Annotated in this window: 20 protein-coding genes and 1 tRNA gene; 14 read left to right on the forward strand and 7 right to left on the reverse strand. The window is 61.7% G+C overall.

What is annotated here, in order from left to right:
* Positions 1–28: 28 nt before the first annotated feature.
* From KI614_RS14080 to ftsY, 4 genes are read right to left on the reverse strand one after another with little or no spacing between them, the layout of a single operon-like run.
* Positions 29–1654: an FAD-dependent oxidoreductase gene (locus KI614_RS14080; RefSeq protein ID WP_226406354.1), complete on the reverse strand. Its 1626-nt coding sequence runs from the start codon at positions 1652–1654 to the stop codon at positions 29–31.
* Positions 1647–2546, reverse strand: coding sequence for a permease-like cell division protein FtsX (gene ftsX, locus KI614_RS14085; protein ID WP_226406357.1), 900 nt, complete (start codon positions 2544–2546; stop codon positions 1647–1649). Before ftsX ends, KI614_RS14080 begins: the two co-directional genes overlap by 8 nt.
* Positions 2543–3193, reverse strand: coding sequence for a cell division ATP-binding protein FtsE (gene ftsE, locus KI614_RS14090; protein ID WP_226406359.1), 651 nt, complete (start codon positions 3191–3193; stop codon positions 2543–2545). The genes ftsX and ftsE overlap by 4 nt, the downstream gene beginning before the upstream one ends.
* Positions 3190–4164 (reverse strand): signal recognition particle-docking protein FtsY, encoded by a 975-nt coding sequence (gene ftsY, locus KI614_RS14095; protein ID WP_226406361.1) that lies wholly within the window; start codon positions 4162–4164, stop codon positions 3190–3192. The genes ftsE and ftsY overlap by 4 nt, the downstream gene beginning before the upstream one ends.
* Before the next feature lie 137 nt (positions 4165–4301).
* Between ftsY and KI614_RS14100 the strand changes: the two genes are divergently transcribed.
* Genes KI614_RS14100 through KI614_RS14120 form a run of 5 tightly spaced genes read left to right on the forward strand, consistent with a single transcriptional unit; the run spans position 4302 to position 8267 of the window.
* Positions 4302–5654, forward strand: a complete 1353-nt coding sequence (locus tag KI614_RS14100; protein WP_226406364.1) for a M16 family metallopeptidase — start codon at positions 4302–4304, stop codon at positions 5652–5654.
* 16 nt (positions 5655–5670) lie between these two features.
* Positions 5671–6960 (forward strand): M16 family metallopeptidase, encoded by a 1290-nt coding sequence (locus tag KI614_RS14105; protein ID WP_226406366.1) that lies wholly within the window; start codon positions 5671–5673, stop codon positions 6958–6960.
* Positions 6957–7499, forward strand: a complete 543-nt coding sequence (rsmD, locus tag KI614_RS14110; protein WP_226406368.1) for a 16S rRNA (guanine(966)-N(2))-methyltransferase RsmD — start codon at positions 6957–6959, stop codon at positions 7497–7499. Before KI614_RS14105 ends, rsmD begins: the two co-directional genes overlap by 4 nt.
* Positions 7496–7993 (forward strand): pantetheine-phosphate adenylyltransferase, encoded by a 498-nt coding sequence (coaD, locus tag KI614_RS14115; RefSeq protein WP_203467692.1) that lies wholly within the window; start codon positions 7496–7498, stop codon positions 7991–7993. The genes rsmD and coaD overlap by 4 nt, the downstream gene beginning before the upstream one ends.
* Before the next feature lie 16 nt (positions 7994–8009).
* Complete coding sequence (locus KI614_RS14120) at positions 8010–8267, forward strand: YfhL family 4Fe-4S dicluster ferredoxin (RefSeq protein WP_226406369.1); 258 nt, start codon at positions 8010–8012, stop codon at positions 8265–8267.
* A gap of 89 nt (positions 8268–8356) precedes the next feature.
* Here the strand turns inward: KI614_RS14120 and KI614_RS14125 are convergent, their stop codons facing one another.
* Entirely contained in the window at positions 8357–10303 is a 1947-nt protein-coding gene (locus KI614_RS14125; RefSeq protein WP_226406372.1) for a dynamin family protein, read from the reverse strand.
* Positions 10304–10365: 62 nt separating this feature from the next.
* A complete protein-coding gene (mutM, locus tag KI614_RS14130; protein ID WP_226406375.1) occupies positions 10366–11199 on the reverse strand; it encodes a bifunctional DNA-formamidopyrimidine glycosylase/DNA-(apurinic or apyrimidinic site) lyase in 834 nt (277 codons plus the stop codon).
* 89 nt (positions 11200–11288) lie between these two features.
* Here mutM and KI614_RS14135 point away from each other — a divergent pair, with 89 nt between their 5' ends.
* The 9 genes from KI614_RS14135 (at position 11289) to KI614_RS14175 (ending at position 19788) form a co-directional block, all read left to right on the forward strand.
* Positions 11289–13016, forward strand: coding sequence for a tetratricopeptide repeat protein (locus tag KI614_RS14135; protein WP_226406376.1), 1728 nt, complete (start codon positions 11289–11291; stop codon positions 13014–13016).
* Positions 13013–13582, forward strand: coding sequence for a lipoprotein insertase outer membrane protein LolB (lolB, locus tag KI614_RS14140; RefSeq protein ID WP_226406379.1), 570 nt, complete (start codon positions 13013–13015; stop codon positions 13580–13582). Before KI614_RS14135 ends, lolB begins: the two co-directional genes overlap by 4 nt.
* Positions 13579–14424: a 4-(cytidine 5'-diphospho)-2-C-methyl-D-erythritol kinase gene (gene ispE, locus KI614_RS14145; RefSeq protein WP_226406382.1), complete on the forward strand. Its 846-nt coding sequence runs from the start codon at positions 13579–13581 to the stop codon at positions 14422–14424. The genes lolB and ispE overlap by 4 nt, the downstream gene beginning before the upstream one ends.
* Positions 14425–14501: 77 nt before the next feature.
* A tRNA-Gln gene (locus tag KI614_RS14150) sits at positions 14502–14578 on the forward strand.
* 81 nt (positions 14579–14659) lie between these two features.
* Positions 14660–15610 carry a ribose-phosphate pyrophosphokinase gene (locus KI614_RS14155; protein ID WP_203467699.1) on the forward strand — a complete coding sequence of 317 codons (951 nt, stop codon included), beginning with the start codon at positions 14660–14662 and terminating at the stop codon, positions 15608–15610.
* Between the two features lie 55 nt (positions 15611–15665).
* On the forward strand, positions 15666–16268 hold the full coding sequence (locus tag KI614_RS14160) for a 50S ribosomal protein L25/general stress protein Ctc (RefSeq protein ID WP_226406384.1): 603 nt from the start codon (positions 15666–15668) through the stop codon (positions 16266–16268).
* Between the two features lie 69 nt (positions 16269–16337).
* Positions 16338–16916, forward strand: coding sequence for an aminoacyl-tRNA hydrolase (pth, locus tag KI614_RS14165; protein WP_203467701.1), 579 nt, complete (start codon positions 16338–16340; stop codon positions 16914–16916).
* A gap of 25 nt (positions 16917–16941) precedes the next feature.
* Positions 16942–18033 carry a redox-regulated ATPase YchF gene (gene ychF / locus KI614_RS14170; RefSeq protein ID WP_226406386.1) on the forward strand — a complete coding sequence of 364 codons (1092 nt, stop codon included), beginning with the start codon at positions 16942–16944 and terminating at the stop codon, positions 18031–18033.
* 57 nt (positions 18034–18090) lie between these two features.
* The gene (locus KI614_RS14175) at positions 18091–19788 is read left to right on the forward strand and encodes a putative bifunctional diguanylate cyclase/phosphodiesterase (protein ID WP_226406388.1); all 1698 of its coding nucleotides are present in this window, start codon (positions 18091–18093) and stop codon (positions 19786–19788) included.
* Here KI614_RS14175 and KI614_RS14180 read toward each other — a convergent pair.
* Positions 19785–21284: a polyamine aminopropyltransferase gene (locus KI614_RS14180; protein WP_226406390.1), complete on the reverse strand. Its 1500-nt coding sequence runs from the start codon at positions 21282–21284 to the stop codon at positions 19785–19787. The two genes, KI614_RS14175 and KI614_RS14180, sit on opposite strands and share 4 nt — an antisense overlap.
* Positions 21285–21336 lie beyond the last annotated feature (52 nt).

Here is a 21336-nt window from a genome sequence, read left to right on the forward strand (position 1 = left end):
TAGCGAAGCGCGCCGAGACCTTCTGCCGCTATCGGCCATTCAATGCCTTGCGGACCAGATCCGCCGCAATCGCACCACGATACTGCGCCTCTTCGAACAGCGAGAAACCCGACAAATCGGCGTGCGCCAGGGCAATCCGCCGGCTACGGAAGTCGACCAGCCGGCGACGCATTTCGCCCCACAGGCTGCCGGGCGTCGGGCGACGCATCGCGTGACCATGGCGAAAGACATCCAGCCGCGTCGTCAGCCGGCGAATCTCGGGATGAACCTGCGCCAGTTCACCGAGAATTTCGCCCGCCCATTGCTCGCGAGAAGTTTCCAGCAACCGCCGACGCCCGTCGGCCGGAGTCATGTCATGCAAGGCGCGATACCAGGTCAGCACCGTTCCCGCCTGGTGCCGGCGTATTGCTTGATGCGTGGCGACGATATAACCCAGGCCCGGACTGTCGTAGAGCACGTTATCCCAGGCCAGCGGCGCGCCGTGCCGCTCTTCCGGCAAGGCTGAAAGATGCAGGTTGGCAGTCAACCAGGGCGCGTAGTCGCCGGCCTGCGCTGCCGCCTTGAGCGGCTGCGGAATCGCGCCCCAGACCCGTGGCAGGACAAAGACCGGCGCCGCCCAGATCACTTGCCGCGCTTCATAACGTACGCTTTTTGCCCCGATCAGCACGTCGACCGCGACATGCGAGCGACTTTCCTCGATCCGCCAGGCCAGAGCACCGGTCACGATACGATCAACCGCCCGGCGGGCCAGGCCGCGGGCCAGCCAGGCATTGCCCTCCGGCGCGGTCAACACCGTTTCCGCCGCCGCATTGGCCGCCTCGCCGTTGCGACAGGCGAAGTAATGCAGGCCGGCCCAGGCCGAGGTTTCGTGATGCGCCATGCCGTAATCGTCGCGACAGGCGTAATTCGCCAGCCAGTGCAGGCTGGGCGCCGTGAAGCCCTGTGCCGTCAGCCACTGGCTGAAAGGTATACGATCCAGCGCCCGCCAGGCCGGGTCGCGACTCGACAGTTCCATGGGAATGGCGAACACCCGCCGCCCATCGTTACCGCGCAACACCTTGAGCGCCTCCATGCGCGCCTGAAATGCCTGCTGCTGGGCGCGCTCGCCCGAAGCCAGCCCGACATGCGGCAACAGGCCGCTTTGCCACAAACCGTGACGATAGACGCGCTCCTGCGGAGTGCCACATAGATAGCGCTCATCGTAGATTGGCTTGCCCGCAGCTGAACGCCCTTGCTCGACACCCAACTCACGGAGCAACTCGCTGACGTACTCAGCCTCGCTCGACGGCAACGGCAGGTAATGGGCGCCCCAGGGATAGGCGCTGACGGCCGACTGTCCGGCCCGCGAATTGCCGCCGGCCTCATTTTCCAGATCGAGCACGATGAAGTCGTCGACCGCGGCACGACTCAATTGCCAGGCGGCCGACAATCCGGAAATACCGCCGCCGACGATCAGCACATCCGTCCGCCGGGTTTCGCCGGGCGGCGGAAAATCGCCGTCGCGCAGCCGATGACCGAGGCTGGACGACATGCCGAGCAACTCGCCCGGCGGCAAATCGGCGGAGGGAACGCAGCCACTCAGCGCCAGCGCCCCGACCGAGCAGAGAAACTCCCGGCGGCCCGGCGCTGTTGGCGGAGAATCCTGCCTAGCCAAACTTCCGCAGGGAAAGGCTGACCGACAGCTGCGCCCCCAGCCAGCCAAGGAAGGCGCCGGCCCCGGCCATCACGCTAACGGCCGAAATTCCCGGCCCGTGCAGGCTGAAGCTGCCGCCGTAGAGTGTGGCCAACTGGCTGACCGGCGCGGCCAGCAGCGCCAGCCCACCGCTCACCAGCCCAACGGCCAGCAGGCCACCGAACAAGCCTTGCAGCGCACCGTAATAGTAGAAAGGGCGGCGGATGAAAGCATCGGTCGCACCGATCATCCGTGCCACCTCGATTTCCATCGCCTGGGCCATGACTTGCAGGCGAATTGTATTGAACGTCACGGCCACCAGACCGGCCGCAAAAATACCGGCCAGCATCCACAGCACCAGCTTGCCGAGTTTGAGGAAGGCATCGAAACGCTTGACCCAGGCCGAGTCGAGCTGGACATGGGCGACCCGCGGCCAGCCAGCCATTTCCTTGCGCAGGATTTCAAGCGCCTCGGGGCTGGTATTGGTCGGTTCGACGATGAAAGCATCGGGCAGCGGATTGCGCGGCAGGCTGGCAACGATTTCGGCCATGCCCTCGTTCGACTTGATGCGCTTGAGCGCCTCTTCCTTCGGCACGAAACGCCATTTCCCGGTCGACGCCGCCTTGAGACGATTTTCGATTTCGCCGACATCCTTGCGTGTCGCCTCAAGCTGCATGAACAGGCTGATCTGCTGCACGCCGGACGCCGTATTGCCGAGATCGCGCAGATTGTCGAGCAACACGTAGCCGGTGCCCGGCAAGGTCAGCGCAATACCGATGACCAGCAGCGAAAGCAGCGTATTGAGCGGCGCCGCCAGCAAGCGACGAAAAGCCGAGGCCAGTGCGGCCTGATGCTGGGTCAACCAGGCGTTCATAGCAGCCTCCCGTGGTCCAGACACAGGACGTTCGGGTGATAGCGTTCGATCCAGTGCGGGTCGTGCGTCGCCACCACGACGGTGACACCGACCTGATGGAAGGATTCAAAAATATCGAGAATCTCGGCCGCCGACGCAGCATCGAGATTACCGGTCGGTTCATCGGCAAGCAGCACGGTCGGCCGATTGACCACGGCGCGAGCAATCGCCAGCCGCTGTTGCTCACCGCCGGACAGGGCGATCGGGCGGGCCTTTTCGCGTGACAGCAGGCCGACCTTGTCGAGCGCTGCCTGGGCCCGGCGAATCGATTCGCGACGCGGCAAGCCAACAATCTGCAAAGGCAGCAGCACGTTGTCGAGCACACTGTGATCGAACAGCAGCTTCTGATCCTGGAACACCATGCCGAAATTACGCCGCAGATAGGGAATGGCGCTGCGCCGCAAGGACGAAAGATTCTGGCCATTGACCACCAGGCTGCCGGAGGTTGGCCGCTCGATCGAAGCAATCAGCTTGACCAGCGTCGACTTGCCGGCGCCGGAATGACCGGTGATGAACACCATTTCTCCGGCGCTGATCCGGAAACTGACATCCTTGACGGCTTCGTAGCCACCGGGATAGCGCTTGGTCAGGTTGCTGGCGACGATCATTCGAACAGGGCGTCGACGAAATCTTTGGCCGAGAAAGGACGCAGATCGTCGATCTGTTCGCCCACCCCGATGAAGCGAATCGGCTTCGGGCACTGCCGGGCAATCGCCGCAACCACGCCGCCCTTGGCCGAACCATCCAGCTTGGTGACGACCAGGCCGGTAACATTGATTGCCTTGTCGAACGCCCTGACCTGCTGCAGCGCGTTCTGGCCGATGTTGGCATCGAGCACCAGCAGGGTTTCGTGCGGCCCGGTCGGTTCGACCTTTTGAATGACACGACGCACCTTGGCGATTTCTTCCATCAGGTGCAGCTGGGTCGGCAGGCGGCCGGCCGTATCGGCCAGCACGATATCGATGCCGCGCGCCTTGGCGGCCGAAATGGCATCAAATACCACGGCAGCCGGATCGCCGTTGTCCTGGGCGATGACAGTGACGTTATTGCGCTCGCCCCAGGTTTCGAGCTGCTCGCGGGCGGCGGCGCGGAAGGTATCGCCAGCGGCCAGCAAGACGCTCTTGCCCTGGTTCTGGAAATATTTGGCCAGCTTGCCGATCGAGGTGGTCTTGCCGGCACCATTGACGCCGGCAATCATGATGACGTAGGGCTTGTGGCCGCTGATATCGAGCGGCTGTTCGAGCGGCTGCAGGGTTTCGAGCAGCGCGTCGGACAGCGCTTTCTGGATGGCTTCCGGCGTTTCCAGCTTGTCGCGCTTGGCTGCCTTCTTGAGTTCATTGAGCAGGTGAGTCGTCGCTTCAACGCCGACATCGCTGGTCAGCAGAAGCTCTTCGAGTTCTTCGAGCAGTTCGTCATCGACTTTGCCACGCGAGAAAATGGACTTGAGCTTGCCGCCCAATTGGGCGCGGGTCTTGGCCAGCCCCTTGAAGAGGCGTTCGCGCCACGAAGGGGCGGCATCGGGAGCAGGAGCCGCGTCAACCTTGGGGTCGGCAGCGGATTTTTTCAGGAAACTGAACATGGAGAATGGGGTCTTAAGTGACTGTGGCCGTGCTGACAGGCAGGCGGCAAGCCGTTAAGATGCCACCCGGATCGAAGCTGATTCAGCGCCCGATTTTAGCAGAAAGACCTCTTGGAAAGCCCCGCTATCCCATGCGAATGCAACAACTTATCCCCTTTTTGCTGGCCCCCTGGCTGTTGACCGCAGCCCACGCCAATCCCTACGAAACCACATTGCAGAACGGCTTGCGCATCATCGTCAAGGAAGATCGCCGCGCCCCAACGGCTGTCCAGATGGTCTGGTACCGTATCGGCAGCATGGACGAAGTTGACGGTGCCTCCGGCGTCGCCCACGTTCTCGAACACATGATGTTCAAGGGCACGCCGAGCGTCGGCCCGGGCGAATTCAACAAGCGCGTCGCCGCCGCCGGCGGACGTGACAACGCCTTCACCAGCCGCGACTACACGGCCTACTTCCAGCAGGTCCCGAAGGAAAAGCTGGAGGACATGATCCAGCTCGAAGCCGACCGCATGCGCCACCTCAACGTGGACGCCAAGGAATTTGCCCAGGAAATCAAGGTCGTCATGGAAGAGCGCCGCATGCGCACCGACGACAACCCGCAAGCCAAGCTGTTCGAGCAGATGAATGCCGTGGCTTTCCAGGCGCACCCGTATCGCCGCCCGATCATCGGCTGGATGAACGATCTGGAAACGATGACTGCGGCCGATGCCAAAGCCTGGTACGACACCTGGTACGTTCCGAATAACGCTTACGTCGTGATTACCGGCGATGTCGACCACAAGGAAATCTTTGCCCTGGCCGAAAAACATTACGGCCCGCTCGAAGGCCATGCCCTGCCGCGCAGCAAGCCGCAGATCGAACCGGCCCAGCACGGCACGCGCCGGATCAGCGTCAAAGCCCCGGCCGAACTGCCGGTGCTGATCATGGGCTACAAGGCGCCGATCCTGCGTGACGCCGACCGTGACAGCGAACCGTACGCGCTGGAAATGCTCAGTGCCATTCTCGACGGCCACGATGCCGCCCGTTTCAACAAGAAACTGGTGCGCGAAGACCAGGTTGCGCTGTCCGTCGGCATCGATTACGACCCAACCGCCCGCGGCCCTGGCATGCTTTACCTGCACGGTAGCCCGAGCGAAGGCAAAACGGTGGCCGACCTCGAAGCCGCGCTGCGCGACGAAATCGCCCGCGTCCAAAAAGAGGGCGTCAGCGAACCCGAGCTGAAGCGCGCCAAGGCCCAACTGCTGGCCAGCCAGGTGTACAAGCTCGACTCGATGTTTGGTCAGGCGATGGAAATCGGCCAGACCGAATCGGCCGGCATCCCGTATCAAAAAATCGATCGCATGCTCGAAAAACTGCAAAAAGTCACAGCCGCCGAAGTCCAGGCCGTGGCCAAAAAATACTTCACAGACGACACGCTGACCGTCGGCGTACTCGATCCACAGCCGCTCGACGGCAAGCCACGTCGCCCCGGCGTCGCCACCCGTCACTGAGGCCCGGAAAATGACCATGAAAAACCTGTTGACCGCAGCATTCGCCCTGCTGGTAACGCAGACCGCCCTGGCCGGCGTCAAGATCGAACATTGGGTATCGCCCTCCGGCACACGGGTCTATTTTGTCGAAAGCCGTGTCCTGCCGATGCTCGATGTCCAGGTCGACTTTGCGGCCGGCTCGATGTTCGACCCCGAGGGCAAACCGGGCGTTGCCGCCCTGACCCGCAGCGGCCTCGACTTGGGCGCCGGCAAGCGCGATGAAACCGAGATCGCAGAGCAACTCGCCGACATCGGCGCCAACCTCGGCGGCGGCGCCGACACCGACCGGGCCAGCATCGTCCTGCGCACGCTGTCCGCACGAGACAAACGCGAACCGGCACTCGACATTCTGCGCAACGTCCTGCACACCCCGCGCTTCGAGAACGATATTTTCGAACGTGAAAAAGCCCGCACCATCGCCGGCCTGAAGGAAGCCATGACCCGTCCGGAAAGTATCGGCGGCAAGGCGTTCTGGGCGGCGATGTACCCCGGCCACCCGTACGGCCGCCAGGCCACCCCGGAGAGCATTGCCAGCCTGACGCGCGACGACCTGGCCAGCTTCCATGCCCGTTACTACAACGCCGCCAATGCCAGCATCACGCTGGTCGGCGACATCTCACGGAAGGATGCCGAGAAAATCGCCGAAGGCATCGCCGCCGGCCTGCCCAAGGGCGAAGCGGCCACCCTGCCGGCCGCCCCGGATGCCCCGGCTGGCAAGACCGTCAAGCTGCCCCACCCGGCCACCCAGGCGCATGTGTACATTGGCCTGCCAGCGGTCGAGCGCGGCAATCCCGATTATTTCCCGCTGCTCGTCGGCAATTACACCCTGGGCGGCGGCGGCTTCGTGTCGCGCCTGATGAAGGAGGTTCGCGACAAGCGCGGCTTCGCCTACAGTGTCTACAGCTATTTCGCCCCGATGCGCCAGAGCGGCCCGTTCCAGATCGGGCTGCAGACCAAGCGCTCGCAAGCCGGCGAGGCGATCAAGGTGGCGCGCGACGTGCTCGATGGTTTTCTCAAGGATGGCCCGAGCGACGAGGAACTGCTGGCCGCCAAGGCCAACCTGACCGGCAGCTTCCCGCTGCGCCTGGACAGCAACAAGAAACTGCTCGATAACGCGGCGGCAATCGGCTTCTTCGGGCTGCCGCTCGATTACCTCGATCAGTACCAGGCCAAAATCGAGGCTGTCACGGTCGACCAGATCAAAGCGGCATTTTCCCGCTACGTGCGTCCGGCCGACTTGATTACCGTGACGGTCGCCGCAGATTGAACACCGTCCGCATCATCGGCGGCCAGTGGCGCCGCCGTGTCCTGAAATTTCCGGATAGCGAAGGCTTGCGCCCAACGCCGGATCGCGTGCGCGAAACGCTGTTCAACTGGCTGGGCCAGGAACTGAACGGCGAAATCTGTCTCGACCTTTTCGCCGGCAGCGGCGCTCTCGGCTTCGAAGCCGCTTCGCGCGGGGCCGGCAAAGTCGTGATGATCGAACCGATCCCGCGGGTCCTCGCGGCGCTGCACGACAACGCTCGAATGATCGACGCTGAAGCCACGGTGGAGATCAAGCGCGGGGATGCGCTACAATATTTGGCCTCGACGAAACACAAATTCGATCTGATCTTCCTCGATCCGCCTTACAACAAGGGCTGGATTCCTCGCCTGGAGCCTCTTTTGGCCGGCGTTGCCAAGGAAAACACCATCGTCTATGTCGAAGCAGAATACGAACTCGATGCACTGGGCGATTGGCGCACGGTACGTCATGGCAAGGCTGGCGAAGTTCATTTTCACTTGATGCAGCGGGAAGCGGCTTGAACAAACTCAATCATCGGGTAGCAATCTACCCCGGCACTTTTGACCCGATCACCCGCGGTCACGAAGACCTTGTGCGGCGCGCCGCCGGCCTCTTCGACCGCCTGATTCTGGCGATCGCCGAAAGCCCGTCGAAACAGCCGCGCTTTTCGCTGGCCGAGCGCGTCGAGATGGCCAGTGAAATCCTGTCCGACGTCCCGAACGTCGAAATCGTCGGCTTCAATACCCTGCTCATGGACTTCGTCCATGAAAAAGGCGCCAAGGTCATCGTGCGCGGCCTGCGCGCCGTGTCTGACTTTGAATACGAATTCCAGATGGCCGGCATGAACCGCAGCCTCTATCCGGAGGTCGAAACGGTATTCCTGACACCGGGAGAACAGTACATGTTCATCTCGGCCACCATGGTGCGTGAAATCGCACGCCTGGGCGGCGATGTCAGCAAATTTGTACAACCTTGTGTCAATAAGCGCCTGCGGGCAAAAACTTCAGTTAACTGAGAGAGGAAGAACGGCTATGGCCCTTTTGATTACCGACGAGTGCATCAACTGCGACGTGTGCGAACCGGAATGCCCGAACGAGGCAATTTCCCAAGGCGAAGAAGTCTACGTCATCGATTCGAGCAAATGTACGGAGTGTGTCGGCCACTACGACGAACCGCAATGCGTCCAGGTCTGCCCGGTTGATTGCATTCCGAAGGACCCGAATGTCGTTGAAACCCAGGACATGCTGTGGACCAAGTACGAAAAGCTCACCGGCAACAAGCGCGCCTGAGCTTGGCTGGAAACAAAAAACCCGCGGATTCCGCGGGTTTTTTATTGCCCGTTTTCGGGCCTTGACTGCGGTAGACCGCAGCACAAGATTCAGGCCGCCTCCTGCCTCGCCTGAACCGGCAGCAACAAGGCATGGAGTTGAGCCGATAGCATTTCCAGCGCATGAATCTGCTGGAGCAGGCCCTTTTCGACACTTTCCAGTTCGGCAATCCGGTCTTCCAGCGTATCGGTTGCCTGATGGATGCGCTTGATGCTTTCAAGACGGCGCTTCAACTGAATCTGATGCTCGCGCACCTGGGTTTCCATCGGCGCCATGATGGCGCGCAGCCAGACCTCGGCATCCTTGTTGGCCCGCTCGAAAGCACGGCGCACCTGGACGGCGACCTCTTCGAAAAACTTCTGCGTGATGTTTTTCTTGTCATGCGTCAGCAGGCTGCGCATGGTGTTCAAATGCGTGTCGCACCAGACTTGCAGACGATCCAGCTCCTTTTCGTAGCGCAGCAGCGAAAAAGTGGTCGGTGCGCCCAGCTTGAGACCGTGCTCGACGGCAAACTTCTTGTACACCGCTTCCATCATCGACAGGATTTCGCTGATTTCACCGTTCGAGCGCGCCAGCGCCTCGCGCGAACGACTGAAAAAGCTGGCCATTGAATCCGACAAGGTTTTGGAAAACGTTGCATCGAGCATGGTTTCCCGCGTGTCGGCGGTCAACTGGCGCAAGCCGTCGAGACCGAGATGTCCGAAGAGATTGTTGGTCAGGGTCGAAAACACGCTGCGCACGGCGTAATAGCGCTGCAGCCCCGACTCGAACTCGTCCTTTTCCGAGCGGACCTTGCCCATCATGTACTCGACCACGCCCTTGTTCTTGCCACGCAACTCGGTCAATTCGGTCAGTTGCTCACGCAAGCCGAGCAGCCGCGAATCGAGCAGACCGCGAACGCGGCGGCTGACATCGCCGAATTCGCTCTCGGTGTTGTCGCAGACAATCTCGCGCTTGGCCGGGATCAGTTCTCCGGACAAGGCCGCTTCCAGCTGCGGCAAGCGGCTGCGCTGGAGCAATGCCTCGTCGCCATTGATTTTGGCGACCAAGCCTTTCTGGGCCGAAACGGGAAAAACCTGCTCGACTGGCAATTCAAGCAGATCGGCGCAGTTATCCGCCTGCTTCTGAATCTCGGCATCGATTTCAGCCGGCGATTTCAACTCGTCCCATTGGCCGTCAATCTTGTTGAGAACCACCATGCGACCGCGCCGGGCGGTGCCGCGGTCGGCAATATGTTCGTTCCAGATCGCCATGTCCGACTGGGTCAGACCGGTATCGGCTGCCAGGATGAAAAGGACGGCGTGCGCATTGGGCAGCAGCGACAAGGTCAGTTCCGGCTCGGCGCCAATCGCGTTCAATCCCGGCGTATCGAGGATGACCAGGCCCTGCTTGAGCAGCGGATGCGGGAAGTTGATCACCGCATGGCGCCAGCGCGGCACTTCGACCAGCCCGTCGGGGCCGACGCGATACAGGTCGATTTCTCCGTCGACCGCAGCAAAGCCAAGGCGCGAAGCCTCTTCCGGCGTGACACGCGTCGTTTCGCTGACGTGGCGCAGGGCGTCCTGCATCGCTTCCGGCGACGTGGTATCGAGCGGCACCTGCGTCCACTCGTCGGCAAAAGCCTTGTACTCGGTGACGCTCGAATTCGAGGCGCGGGTCTGGATCGGCAGGAGCTCGATGCGCGGCGAGCGCGCTTCGTCGAACAACAGCTCGGTCGGGCACATCGTTGTCCGGCCGGCCGACGAAGGCAGCATCCGGCTACCGTATTCGGCAAAGAAGATGGCGTTGATCAGCTCGGACTTGCCGCGCGAGAACTCGGCCACGAAGGCGACATTGAGACGATCTTCGCGCAAGCGGTCGAGCAACTGGGCGAGACGCAGATCGGTCTGCGCATCGGACAATTCATTATGCGTCAGCCAGGACTGGAACTCGACCAGTTGGGCGGAGAGGCCGGTGCGCCAGGCGGCGTAGGCAGCAAATTGCTTGGCAAGCGACATGTCGGATACCGGAGATACGTTGAGACGATTCAATCTAGCATAAAAACAGAGGCTTGCTGCCGCTAATGCTGGCAACCGGGGCAGTAAAAAGTACTGCGTCCGGCCTGGCGCACTTGCTTGACCACCCCGCCGCAACGCAGACAGGGCTCGCCAGCCCGGTCGTAAACACCGACCTGGATCTGGAACCAGCCGCTGCTCCCGTCGCTGTGCATGTAGTTGCGAATGGTGCTGCCGCCAGCCGCAATGGCATCCGACAGGGTTTGACGAATGGCCGGCACCAGCAGGCCGTAGCGCGCCTTGCTGATTTTATTGGCGGCACGCAACGGCGAAATACCGGCCCGGAACAGACTTTCCGACGCATAGATATTGCCGATCCCGACCACCCGGTGCGAATCCATCAGCAGCGGCTTGATCGGCCCGGAACGTTTCAAATTTGCCTGATACAGCCAGTCGACCGTGAAATCGTCCGACAAGGGCTCGATGCCCTGAATGGCCAGCAAGGGATGCTGCTCGCTCTCCTCCGGCGGGCCGGGCTGCCAGAGAATCAGTCCGAAACGGCGCGGGTCGGCAAAACGCAGCACATGACGCGCCAGGACCAGCTCGAAATGATCATGCTTGACGACGGGCTGGCCGTGCGCCACAAAGCGCAGGCTGCCCGACATGCCGAGATGCACCAGCAAGCTGCCTTGCACGCTGTCGCTGCGGCAATCGATCAACAGATACTTGCCGCGCCGGCGTATGCCGACGATCCGGCAGCCCGGCAACAAGTCGCGCAACTCGACCGGAATGACATGGCGCAGCTTGGGCGAACGAATGATGACCTGCTCGATCTGCGCACCGAGCAGCTCGGGCTCCAGGCCGCGACGACAGACTTCGACTTCCGGCAATTCCGGCATTGCTTGTTCCTCCGACGATTCCCAAATAACATCGCAAACTTACAGGATTCTATGCGTTCCAAGACGCATCTCCAGCCCGAAAGCGCCCCATGCCACTGAAGACCATCACTGCCGTTCTCGCCATCAGCCTGGGCCTGGCCCATTCCGGCCTGCTGCTGGCGGCCGGCGAAACCCCGGCCAAGCCTTCCACCAAGCGACTGGCCGCAGCGGAAGCAGGCAGCAGTTCTTCCGAAAACCTGCTGGCCAGAACGGTTTTCCAGGCACTGGTCGGCGAGTTCGCCCTGCAGCGCAACGATATCAAACTCGGCCTCGACGCCTGGGTCGATCTGGCTCGCCGGACACGCGACCCGAAAGTTATCGGCCGTGCCGCAGAAGTCGCCGGGCTGACCCGCCAGTACGACCTGGCCCTCGAACTGACCAAGATGTGGCTGGAAGTCGAGCCGGAATCGCAAGCGGCAAAACAACTGCAATCCTCGCTGCTCGTCACCGCCAACCGGCTTGACGACCTCGCGCCGCAAATTACCGCCCTGCTTGAACAGGACAAGGCCAGCCTGCCGGCCAACCTGATGCATCTGAATCGTCTGCTGGCCCGGCACAACGACAAAAAAGCCGTACAAAAGCTGGTCGACCGCGTCACGGCGCCCTATCACGGCCTGGCCGAAGCCCACTTCGCCATGGGCCAGGCGGCCTTCAATGCCGGTGACAACCTGCGGGCGCTCGGCGAAACCGAGAAGGCACTGCAACTGCGCCCGGACTGGGAAGCCGCCGCACTGATTCGCACCCAATTGCAGGCCCGCCAATCGCCGGCCACGGCAATCGACAGCCTGCAAGACTTCATCAAACGCTACCCGGAGGCGCGCGATGCCCGCCTGGCGCTCGCCCGTCTGCTGATCAGCGAAAAACAGTACGACGCCGCCCGCAGCCAGTTCGACCGTTTGATCAAGGACAACCCGGACAATCCCGAAGTAATTTACCCGGTAGCCATGCTCGCCCTGCAGCAAGGCGACATCGCCACCGGCCGGGCGCAACTGGAACGCCTGCTGCATACCGACATCAGCGACAAGAGCACGCCGCACTTCTTCCTCGGCCAGATCGAGCAGGATGAGAAAAAGCTCGATGCGGCGCTCGATCACTATCTGCAAGTCACCAGCGGCGAGCAATACATTGCCGCCCGCTCACGGGCTGCGCAGATTCTGCTGCAACAGGGAAAGAACGAAGAAGCCCGGACGCTGCTGCACGAAACACGCGGCAGCAGCAATGCCGAACGAACCCAGCTGACGATGGCGGAAGCCCAGTTGCTGCGTGAAGCGGGACGCCATACCGAAGCCTTCACCCTGCTCGAAACGGCCCTGAAGAATCAGCCGGACAGCCCGGAATTGCTCTATGAAAGCGCGTTGACCGCGGAACGCCTGGGCAAGCCCGATGTTCTCGAAGCCCACCTGACCCGACTGCTCAAGATTGCGCCGGACCACGCCCACGCACTGAACGCACTCGGTTACTCATGGGCCGACCGCAACATCCGCCTGCCCGAAGCCTACGAACTGATTTCCCGCGCGCTCAGCCTGATGCCGGAAGACCCTTTCATCATGGACAGCCTCGGCTGGGTGCTCTACCGCCAAGGCAAGCTCGGCGAAGCACTGACGACGCTGCAACGCGCCTACAGTCTGAAAGCCGACCCGGAGATTGCCGCCCACATCGGCGAATTGCTCTGGGCCATGAACCGCAAAGACGAGGCTCGCCGCCTGCTGAGCGAAGCCGCGCGCCAGAACCCGGACAGCGAAGTCCTGAACGCCACCATCAAGAAATTGCTGCCTTGAAAAAAGGAGTCATCGCACTGTGCGCCAGCCTGCTGCTCGGTGCATGCGCCAGTGCGCCGCTCGCCCCTTTGCCGGCCCGCGACCAGATTCGCGACTTCGCACTTGAAGCACGCTTCGCACTGCGCGTCACCCAGGCCGGCCAAAAAACCGAGAATGCCGGCGGTCGACTCAGCTGGGAGCACAAAAATGGCAACAACCACCTGCTGATCGCCAATCCGCTCGGCTTTGCCCTGGCCGAGATCGACACCACCCCCGAACTTTCCCGCCTGCAAACCGCAGATGGCAAAACCCGCACCTCGCCGGATGCCGAAGCATTGATTGAAGAAGTCACCGGCCAGCGCCTGCCGATCATCCGGCTGCCGGGCTGGCTGCTCGGCCAGAATCCGGGGCCGGATACCCGGCTGGACCCGAACGGACGACCATCCCAGCGCCACGAAGCCGGCTGGACCATCGACTACACCTATGCCGACGACCATCCGGATGCCTTGCCCGAGCGCCTGACGCTGAACCGCGATGGAGAAATCGAACTGCGCCTGCGCATTGAAGAATGGAAAGTACACCCATGAATGACTGGAACTGGGACAGCCAATGGCCGGCACCGGCCAAACTCAACCTGTTCCTGCACGTCGTCGGACGGCGGGCGGATGGCTATCACTTACTGCAAACAGTCTTCCGCTTCATCGACCGGGCCGACCGGCTACGCTTCAGCCCGCGCAGCGACGGCCAAATCGTGCTCGCCACGCCTATCCCCGGCGTCCCGCCCGACAGCGACCTGACCGTCCGTGCCGCCCGTCTGCTGCAGCAAGCCAGCGGCTGCACTCAAGGAGCGACAATCGAACTCGACAAGAAACTGCCGATGGGAGGCGGACTCGGCGGCGGCAGTTCCGACGCTGCCACCGTCCTGGTCGCGCTCAACCACCTCTGGCAAACCGGCCTCTCGCGTCCGGCGCTGGAAAAACTGGGGCTGACACTGGGCGCCGATGTTCCGGTATTCGTACACGGCCGCAATACCTTTGCCGAAGGCATCGGCGAAGCCTTCACCGACGTCGACCTCCCGGCAGCGAGCTATCTCGTCCTGCATCCTGCGGTCAACGTCCCGACTCCGGCCATTTTCGGCGCCGCCGAACTCAAGCGCGACACGCCGGCCATCGCACCGGGCGACTGGCGCCATGGTGACGGGCACAATGACCTGCAAACGGTGGCCTGTGCAAAATTTCCGGCAGTTGCCGAACATCTCGACTGGCTTCGCCAATACGCCCCGCAAGCCATGATGACCGGCTCCGGCGCCTGCGTATTCGCCGAATTTTCCAGCCGCAGCACTGCCGAAACCGTCTTCGCCCGACTGCCGGCCGGCATGAGCGGCTGGCTGGCGGAAGGGCTACCGGCGCATCCATTAGCAAAAATCTGAAAAAGTAGTGGACAGCACGAAGAACGATCTGTAATATTCGCGCCTCGTTCGCACACGAACCCGTGCAAACGATCCGCTGGGGAGTCGCCAAGTTGGTCAAGGCACCGGATTTTGATTCCGGCATTCGAAGGTTCGAATCCTTCTTCCCCAGCCAAGTTTCCTTCGGGCAGGCCTAAAACCTGCCCGATTTCCATTGTGGCACGCAAAATATGCATACGCCCTGAGGGATGTTGATATGGCCTACAACAGCTTGATGGTCTTTACCGGCAACGCCAACCCAAAACTGGCAGCCGACGTCGCAACGCAACTCAACGTCGATCTTGGGCGCGCCAATGTCGGCCGCTTCTCGGACGGCGAAGTCAGCGTTGAACTCCAGGAACACGTCCGCGGTCGCGACATTTTCGTGCTGCAATCGACCTGCGCCCCGTGCAACGACAACCTGATGGAACTTCTCGTCGTTGTCGACTCGCTGAAGCGTGCCTCGGCCGGCCGGATCACCGCCGCCATCCCCTACTTCGGCTACGCCCGCCAGGATCGCCGTTCGCGTTCGTCGCGCGTGCCGATCGCTGCCAAGCTGGTCGCCAACATGCTGGCCGCCTCCGGCGTCGACCGCGTGCTGACCATGGACTTGCACGCCGAACAGATCCAGGGCTTCTTCGATATTCCGGTCGATAACATCTACGCCCTGCCGATCCTGCTCGAAGACATCCTCAAGCAGAATTACGAAAACCCGATGGTCGTTTCGCCGGACCATGGCGGCGTCGTTCGCGCCCGTTCGCTGGCCAAGCGCCTCGAATGCGACCTGGCGATCATCGACAAGCGCCGTCCGAAAGCCAACGTCTCCGAAGTGATGAACATCATCGGTGAAGTCGACGGCCGCACCTGCATCATCATGGACGACATGGTCGACACCGCCGGCACGCTGTGCAAGGCCGCCACCGCACTCAAGCAGCACGGCGCCAAGAAGGTTGTCGCCTACTGCACGCACCCGGTTCTTTCCGGCCCGGCCGTCGAGCGCGTCAATTCGTCCGACCTCGACGCACTGGTCGTCACCGACACCATTCCGCTGCGCGACGATGCTGCTGCCTCACCGCGCATCCGCCAGCTGTCCGTGGCCGACATCATGGCCGAAACCATTCGCCGGATCAGCAACGACGACTCCGTCTCGTCGCTGTTCATCGACTAAGTTTTTTTAACCTTCCCGTTCTGGTCGCGGACCGGGAAATTACTGGAGTATCACCATGCAATTCGAACTTATCGCTCAAGCGCGTACGCTGCAGGGAACGGGTGCGAGCCGCCGCCTGCGTCGCGCTGGCACCGTCCCGGGCATCGTCTACGGCGGCGAAGCTGCCCCGGTCGCCATCGAAACCAACCACAACGATCTGCTGCTCAAGCTGAAGAAGGAAGCCTTCCACGCTTCCATCATCAACATCGTGATCGATGGCAAGAAAGAACAGGTTCTGCTGCGCGATTTCCAGACGCACGCCTACAAGCCGCTCGTCCTGCACATCGACTTCCAGCGCGTTGACGCCACCCACGAACTGCACATCAAGGTGCCGCTCCACTTCATCAACGAAGAAGTCGCTCCGGGCGTCAAGCTCAACGGCGGCCTGGTCAACCACGTTCTGACCGAAGTCGACGTGCACTGCCTGGCCAAGGATCTGCCGGAATTCATCGAAGTCGACCTGGCTGCCCTGAAGGTTGGCGACAGCATTCACCTCTCCCAGCTCAAGCTGCCGAATGGCGTCAAGCTGGTTGCCCACACTTCTGACGACGTCGTCGTCGGTATCGTTGGCAAGGGCGGTGCTTCCGAAGCCGCTGAAGGCGAAGCTGCTGCCGAGTAATTTCGGACACGCTGCTGCACTGGCCGCCGCTGGCAAATTGCCGCCGGCGGCTTTTTCGCGCTTGCACCCATGAATCCACCTCGTCTCATCGTCGGTCTCGGCAATCCCGGACCGGAATACGAAGCCACCCGACACAATGTCGGCTTTTGGTTTGTCGACCAGCTGGCCGACAAGCTGAAAGCACCGCTCGCCCTCCAGCCCAAATTCTTTGGTCGGGCCGGTCGCGCCGGCGAAACCTGGCTGCTCGAACCGACCACGTTCATGAACCGCTCCGGTCAGGCGGTCGCAGCACTGGCCAATTTCTACAAGATTCCCCCGGCCGAGATCCTCGTCATTCACGATGAACTCGACCTGCCGCCCGGCGGCATCCGCCTCAAGCAGGGCGGCGGCAACGGCGGCCACAACGGCCTGAAGGATATTCAGGCCAAACTCGGCACCCCGGACTTCTGGCGCCTGCGCATCGGCATCGGCCATCCACGCACCCTCGGCCTGTCGCAACAGGTGGTTGATTTCGTGCTGCACCAGCCGCGCAAGGAAGAAATGCCGGATATCGAACACGCCCTCGCCCGCTGCCTGCTGGCCTGGCCCAAACTTGCCGCCGGAGATTTTGCCGGCGCTCAACAACAGTTGCACGGCAAAGCCGTTTAGTTGGCAACCTTCCAGGAAAAACTCCATGTCTTTGAAATGCGGCATCGTCGGCCTGCCCAACGTCGGCAAATCCACCCTGTTCAACGCCCTGACCAAGTCGGGCATTGCGGCGGAAAACTATCCCTTCTGCACCATCGAGCCGAATGTCGGCATCGTCGAAGTGCCGGACAAGCGCATGGCCCAGCTCGCCGCCATCGTCAAACCGCAGAAGATGCAGCCGGCGATTGTCGAGTTCGTCGATATCGCCGGACTGGTGGCCGGTGCCTCCAAGGGTGAAGGCCTGGGCAACCAGTTCCTCGCCAACATCCGCGAAACCGATGCCATCGTGCATGTCGTGCGCTGCTTCTCCGACGACAATGTGATCCACGTTTCCGGCGGGGTCGATCCGCTGCGCGATATCGAAGTCATCGATACCGAACTGGCGCTGGCCGACATGGCCTCCGTCGAAAAGGCGCTCAACCGCTACCGTCGCCCGGCCAGCTCCGGCGACAAGGAAGCCAAGGCGCTGGTCGCCGTGCTCGAAAAATGTTTCACCCAGCTCGACCAGGCCAAGGCGATTCGTGCGCTCGACCTTTCCAAGGAAGAACTGGCGCTGATCAAGCCGTTCTGCATGATCACCGGCAAGCCGGTGCTCTACGTTGCCAACGTCGCCGAAAGCGGTTTCGAGAACAATCCGCTGCTCGACGCGGTACGCGCTCATGCGGCCACCGAAAAGGCCGAAGTCGTTTCCGTCTGCGCCGCCATCGAAGCCGAAATCGCCGATCTCGACGACGAAGAAAAGCAGATGTTCCTGGCCGACCTCGGCCTTGAGGAACCGGGCCTCGACCGTCTGATTCACGCCGGTTACAAGCTGCTTGGCCTGTCGACCTACTTCACCGCCGGCGTCAAGGAAGTGCGCGCCTGGACCATCCACCAGGGCGATACCGCCCCGCAGGCAGCCGGTGTGATCCACACCGATTTCGAGCGCGGCTTCATTCGCGCCCAGACCATCGCCTTTGACGATTTCATCACCTACAAGGGTGAAGCGGGCGCCAAGGAAGCGGGCAAGATGCGCGCCGAAGGCAAGGAATACATCGTCAAGGATGGCGATGTGCTGAACTTCCTGTTCAACGTCTGACCCAGCTTCACCGGCAAGACTGTCACAAGCCATGGCCCTCCCCCCTGAGCTCGCCGCATGAGCGCCGGCAATCCACTTTCCGGCGCAGTTCTGCTCAGGGCGTTCGAGCAAAGCCATGAAGCGATCCTGATCAGCGATCGCAATAACCGGGTTATCGCGGTCAACCCCGCGTTTTCCGCGTTAACCGGTTATACGCTTGATGAAATTTCCGGGCAGGACCCCAAGTTTCTCGCCTCAGGACGGGTTTCCAGCGATTTCTACGCCGACATGTGGCAAACACTGAGCGAGCAGGATTTCTGGGAAGGCGAAATCTGGGACAAGCGCAAGGACGGCAGCATCTACCCGAAATGGCTGGCCATCTCGATCATTCGCGATGATCGCGGCGAGGTACGCAACTACGTCGCCAGCTTTACCGACATTACGGCCAGCAAGGAAGCGGCCGATCGACTGGCCCACCTGGCCTACCATGATCCACTGACCGAATTACCCAACCGGCTGGCCTTCGAGCTGCATCTCTCACAGGCGCTGCGCCTCGCCCAGCGTGAAGGCCGGCAGTTGGCCCTGATGTTGATCGACCTCGACAACTTCAAGAATATCAACGACACACTCGGCCACCACTTCGGCGACGCCCTGCTCCAGAGAGTCGCCGCCCGACTGCGCGAATGTGTCCGCTCAAGCGACCTGGTTGCCCGACTCGGCGGCGATGAGTTTGTTGTCGTCCTGCCCGAAATCAGCAGCCCGCGCACAGCCACCCGCGTGGCCGAGAAAATCAATCGCCAGCTGGCGGAACCGACGCAAATCGAAGAACACCTCCTGTACGCCACGCCGAGCATCGGGATCAGCCTCTACCCCGGCGATGGCGACGATGCAGGAACGCTGCTGCGCAACGCCGATGCCGCGATGTATCACGCCAAGAACAGCGGCCGGAACAACCATCAGTTCTACGCGGCGCAAATGAACGAGGCGGCCAGCGAGCGACTGCAATTTGAAAGCGCCCTGCGCCAGGCCATCTCGAATCTTTCGCCCGCGGCCAGCGACTTCGTGCTGCATTTCCAGCCGCAGATTCATGCCGCGAGCGGTCGCGTCATCGGCCTTGAAGCCCTGTTGCGCTGGACGCATCCGACGCTGGGCCCGGTCTCGCCCAATCGGTTCATCGGCATTGCCGAAGAAACCGGCCTAATCCAGCCCATCGGCGACTGGGTCATCTGGGAAGCCTGCCGCCACCTGAGCGCAATGAAGGCACGCGGCATCAACAACGTCCGCATGGCGATCAACGTCTCGGCACACCAACTACGCAGCGACAGCCTGATTTCCCTGATTCACGGCGCCATGGCGTGCTACGAGCTGACGCCTTCGGAGCTGGAGCTTGAAGTGACCGAGACCACGGCGATGCAGAACCCGGAAGCGACACGCGGCATTCTCGACCGGCTCGCCGCGATGGGCATCAAGCTGGCGATCGACGATTTTGGCACCGGCTATTCCTCGCTGGCCTACCTCAAGCATTTGCCGATCCACCGGCTCAAGCTCGACCGCTCCTTCGTCAAGGATCTGGAAGAGGACGCCAACGATGCGGCGATTTGTGCCGCGACCATCGCCCTCGGCCACAACCTGGGCTTGGAACTGGTTGCCGAAGGGGTGGAAACCGATCTCCAGCGCGAGTTTCTCTCGCGCCTCGGCTGCGACGTGCTGCAAGGCTTTTTCTACAGCCGTGCCCTGCCCTTCGAAGAGGCGCTGGCCTACATCCAGGCCAGCTAGCGAATCACCTTGCGCCACTCCGCTTCAAAATAGCGGACCAGCACCTGATTGTTCAATCGATTGACCTCGGCCGGCAAGCGCGCCATATCGGCTGGAAAATCGAACAGGCTGCGCGTTGTCGCCAGTGTCAAAAATCGCGTTTTGGCGGCGTCGACCGCGACAGGCTCGAAAGCCTGCCGCCCGGCGATGATGTAGCCCCATTCACCGAAAGAAGGCACCAATGCGTGATACGGCGCGGTCTTCAGGCCGACATCCTCCAGCGTCGTCACGACGCACCAGAACGATTGCCGGGCGTAGAGCGGCGAGGTCGACTGAACCACGATCAAGCCATGCGCCGACAGGCGTTTTTCGAGCAAACGGTAAAACGCCGCGGTGTACAGCTTGCCGAGCGCAAAATTGGCCGGATCGGGAAAGTCGACCACGATAAAGTCGAAATGCTCGCGATTGTTCTCCAGCCACTGCAAGGCATCGGCATTGACCACCGTCACCCGATCAGCCTTGAGCGCCCCCTGATTCAGCGCAACCAGCGCCGGAGCCGTTGAAAACAACGCGGTCATCGCCGGATCGAGATCAACCAGCGTGACCGCTTCGATATTCGGGTATTTCAAAATTTCACGTACCGCCAGCCCGTCGCCGCCGCCCAGCACCAGCACGCGCTTGGCCCACGGCAGACTGGCCAGGCCGGGATGCACCAGCGCCTCGTGATAGCGATATTCATCGTGCGACGAAAACTGCAGATTGTTGTTCAGGAACAGGCGCAGGTCATCGCGCCAGCGCGTCACGACGATCCGCTGATAAGGCGTCGATTCGGCATGGACGATATCGTCGGCATAAAGATGATTTTCGGCCAGCGAGGTGAGTTGGCCAGCCCCGGCAAAGCCCGCCAGCAACACTCCGAAAGCCGCCCAGCTTTGCACCGCCAGCGCCTGCCGCCCTGGCAATTGCTCGCGAAAGACACGCAAGGCCCAGAGCGCCACGCCGACGTTGAGCAAGCCGAAAAGCAGCCCTGTCCGCATCATGCCGAGATGCGGTGCAAGCACCAGCGGAAACAGGACTGACACAACCAGCGCACCGAGATAATCGAAAGTAAGTACTTGCGACACCAGGTCCTTGAAGTCCAAATCGCGCTTCAGGATGCGCATGACCAGCGGAATTTCCAGACCGACCAGCACGCCGACGCCGAACACCGCCAGGTAAAGGACCAGCTTGAACGGCCCGGCCAGCCAGGTAAAAACCAGGAACAGCGCAACGGCCGAAAAGCCGCCGAGCAGGCCGACCATCAATTCAATCTGGATGAAACGCCCGACCAGATCGCGCGTGATGTATTTCGACAACCAGGAACCGACACCCATGGCGAACAAATAAGTGCCGATCACGGTCGAAAACTGGGTCACCGAGTCGCCCAGCAGATAAGACGACAACGCCCCGGCCACCAACTCGTAAGCCAGACCGCAAGAAGCAATGACAAAAACCGAAAAAAGGAGGGCATGCCGCATGGGCTGCGATGCTAACCTGAAACCGTGCAACCGGCCATGCAGGCTCGGCCGT

Source organism: Dechloromonas denitrificans, assembly GCF_020510665.1.
GTDB classification, from domain to species: Bacteria; Pseudomonadota; Gammaproteobacteria; order Burkholderiales; family Rhodocyclaceae; genus Azonexus; species Azonexus denitrificans_B.